The following is a 2768-nucleotide window of genomic DNA, read 5'->3' as shown; positions in this document are numbered from 1 at the left end:
TCGATCGTGCCATTCGCACGTTCTGGCTGCGCCGCCAACGCCTTGAGAACACGTCCAGGTACCGCGGCCGTCATCACCGATGACCCAGCCAAAACGCCGGCCTGACGAAGAAAGTCCCGACGCCGAGCTTTCAGAACCGTCTCGGATCGCCGCTCGGTGCAAGGCTGCGCTAACCCTTTCCGTATTAATGACGAATTCATGTTAGCCCTTCGCCAGTTCGTTGGACTGGTAGGACGCTGACACGGATTGGCTTATGGCAACCTTAATGCACTTGACTGATTGTGCGGCCATCATAGCTCTCATGAGTTGCCGCAGCGGCTTGCCTCCAGATCATATTTCGAATATATTGGAAATATGGAAGATAAAGACGTTATCCGCGCCCTCGCGGCACTTGCCCACGAACTGCGACTGCGGGTGTTCCGCATGCTGGTGGTCACTGGTCCTGTCGGCTTGACGCCGGGCATCATGGCAGAACAACTCGATGTCCCCAACGCGACGCTCTCCTTTCATCTAAAAGAACTGATGCACGCGGAGCTCGTTACGCAGGAGCGCGACGGGCGCAGCCTGATCTATCGGGCGGCCTATGACCAGATGAGCGCGGTGCTTGGTTTTCTGACCGAAAACTGCTGTCAGGGGCAGCCGTGCCTTGAACCCGGCGCGGTTTCATGCAAATGCTGACGGAGAACCGCCATAAGCGATTTCACATCCACGTCCACGTTGACGACCTCGCAGCGAATGTCGCGTTCTGTTCGAAGCTGTTCGCCGCCGAACCGGCGCGCGTCGAGGCGAACTACGCCAAGTGGATGCCGGACGGTCCCGCCTTTCAGGTTGATGACGCAGCCGAGCTTGCCGAACTCGCAAAGCGGGCTGAACGACATCCTTCAGAGCTGAACCGTTTTCATCGAGTCACCCCATGAATACCTCCAATGTTGCCGCCTTAAAGAAGTCGGCCGCGAAACCGGCCATCAGCTTCTTTGAGCGGTACCTGACCGTCTGGGTCGCGCTGTGCATCGTCGCGGGCATTCTGCTTGGACAGGTCCTGCGTGGTGTCTTCCAGGCGATCGGCCGGATGGAATACGCGCACGTCAATCTGCCGGTCGGCCTGCTGATCTGGGTGATGATCATCCCGATGCTCGTCAAGGTCGATTTCGGCTCGCTGCACGAGGTGCGCCAGCACGTTAAGGGCATCGGCGTCACGCTCGTCGTGAACTGGCTGGTGAAACCGTTTTCGATGGCGTTGCTCGCATGGCTTTTCATCAAGCACCTGTTCGCGCCGATGCTGCCAGCCGAGCAGCTCGACAGTTACGTCGCGGGCCTGATCCTGCTTGCCGCCGCGCCCTGCACAGCGATGGTCTTTGTCTGGAGCCGACTGACCGGCGGTGATCCGTTGTTCACGCTCTCTCAGGTCGCGCTCAACGACAGCATCATGGTGGTCGCCTTTGCACCGCTCGTCGGTCTGCTGCTCGGCATTTCCGCGATCACGGTGCCGTGGACGACGCTGCTCACGTCCGTCGTGCTCTACATCGTGATCCCTGTGATCCTCGCGCAGATCCTGCGCAAGGTGCTGCTCGGCAGGGGCGAAGCGGCATTCGATGCGGCGATGGCGAAAATCGGCCCTTGGTCCATCACCGCGTTGCTGGCGACGCTGGTGCTGCTGTTCGCGTTCCAGGGCGAGGCTATCCTGAAGCAGCCACTCGTGATCGTGCTGCTCGCCGTGCCGATCCTGATACAGGTGTTTTTCAATTCGGCGCTCGCCTACGGGCTCAATCGCGCGGTTGGCGAAAAGCACAACATCGCCTGTCCATCGGCGCTGATTGGCGCGTCGAACTTCTTCGAACTGGCTGTCGCCACGGCAATCGGCCTGTTCGGCTTCGACTCAGGGGCCGCGCTCGCGACGGTCGTGGGCGTGCTGATCGAGGTGCCCGTCATGCTGCTCGTGGTGCGCATTGTGAACCGCTCGAAGGACTGGTACGAGTGCGCCTGACGAATATGGAAACGATCACAGAAGACAAACGTGTCCGATCTCACTACTGATCTCCCGCAGGTTGACCCCGCGCTGTTTCGCGTGCCCGATATCACTCGCCTGCAGCCTGCGAAGGCGTCGCCCCATCCGCCGCGCATCCTATTGCTCTATGGTTCGCTGCGCGAGCGCTCGTTCAGCCGCCTGCTGAGCGAAGAAGCCGCACGCCTGCTCACGGCGATGGGTGCCGAAGTGCGCACATTCAATCCAAGCGGCCTGCCGCTGCCGGACGATGCGCCGGACAGCCATCCAAAGGTGGCCGAGTTGCGCGAGCAGGTGCTGTGGTCGGAAGGCATGGTCTGGTGCTCGCCGGAGCGGCACGGTGCGATGACCGGCATCATGAAGGCGCAGATCGACTGGATTCCGCTTTCGGTCGGGGCGGTGCGGCCGACCCAGGGCAAGACGCTCGCCGTGATGCAGGTCAGCGGCGGCTCGCAGTCGTTCAACGCCGTCAACCAGATGCGCGTGCTCGGACGCTGGATGCGCATGCTGACCATCCCCAACCAGTCGTCGGTGGCCAGGGCCTTCGTGGAGTTCGACGAAGCCGGCCGCATGAAGCCTTCAGCGTATTTCGACCGCGTTGTTGACGTGATGGAAGAGCTGGTCAAGTTCACGCTGCTGACGCGCGACATCGGTCCGTATCTTGTAGATAGGTACAGCGAACGCAAGGAGAGCGCAGAGGAACTGATGAAGCGCGTCAATCAGGCCAGTATCTAAAGCTTGGCGGCCTTTTTCACTTCGATCCTCT

3 protein-coding genes and 1 pseudogene are annotated in these 2768 nt (G+C 60.7%); all 4 read left to right on the top strand.

Features of this window, described 5'->3' with window-relative positions:
- Window positions 1–354: 354 nt before the first annotated feature.
- The 4 genes and pseudogenes from P7F28_RS05840 (at window position 355) to arsH (ending at window position 2737) form a co-directional block, all read left to right on the top strand.
- Window positions 355–678 carry a helix-turn-helix transcriptional regulator gene (locus P7F28_RS05840; protein WP_277183543.1) on the top strand — a complete coding sequence of 108 codons (324 nt, stop codon included), beginning with the start codon at window positions 355–357 and terminating at the stop codon, window positions 676–678.
- Window positions 672–872, top strand: a pseudogene (locus P7F28_RS05835) (hypothetical protein); the annotation flags it as partial. The gene P7F28_RS05840 and the pseudogene P7F28_RS05835, both read left to right, overlap by 7 nt.
- 41 nt (window positions 873–913) lie before the next feature.
- Window positions 914–1984, top strand: a complete 1071-nt coding sequence (arsB, locus tag P7F28_RS05830) for an ACR3 family arsenite efflux transporter (protein WP_277183542.1) — start codon at window positions 914–916, stop codon at window positions 1982–1984.
- 30 nt (window positions 1985–2014) lie between these two features.
- Window positions 2015–2737 carry an arsenical resistance protein ArsH gene (gene arsH, locus P7F28_RS05825; RefSeq protein WP_277183541.1) on the top strand — a complete coding sequence of 241 codons (723 nt, stop codon included), beginning with the start codon at window positions 2015–2017 and terminating at the stop codon, window positions 2735–2737.
- The last annotated feature ends 31 nt before the right edge of the window (window positions 2738–2768 follow it).

It is taken from the genome of Caballeronia sp. BR00000012568055 (assembly GCF_029439455.1).
Lineage (GTDB): Bacteria > Pseudomonadota > Gammaproteobacteria > Burkholderiales > Burkholderiaceae > Caballeronia.
This window is presented reverse-complemented; position numbering and strand designations above follow the sequence as displayed.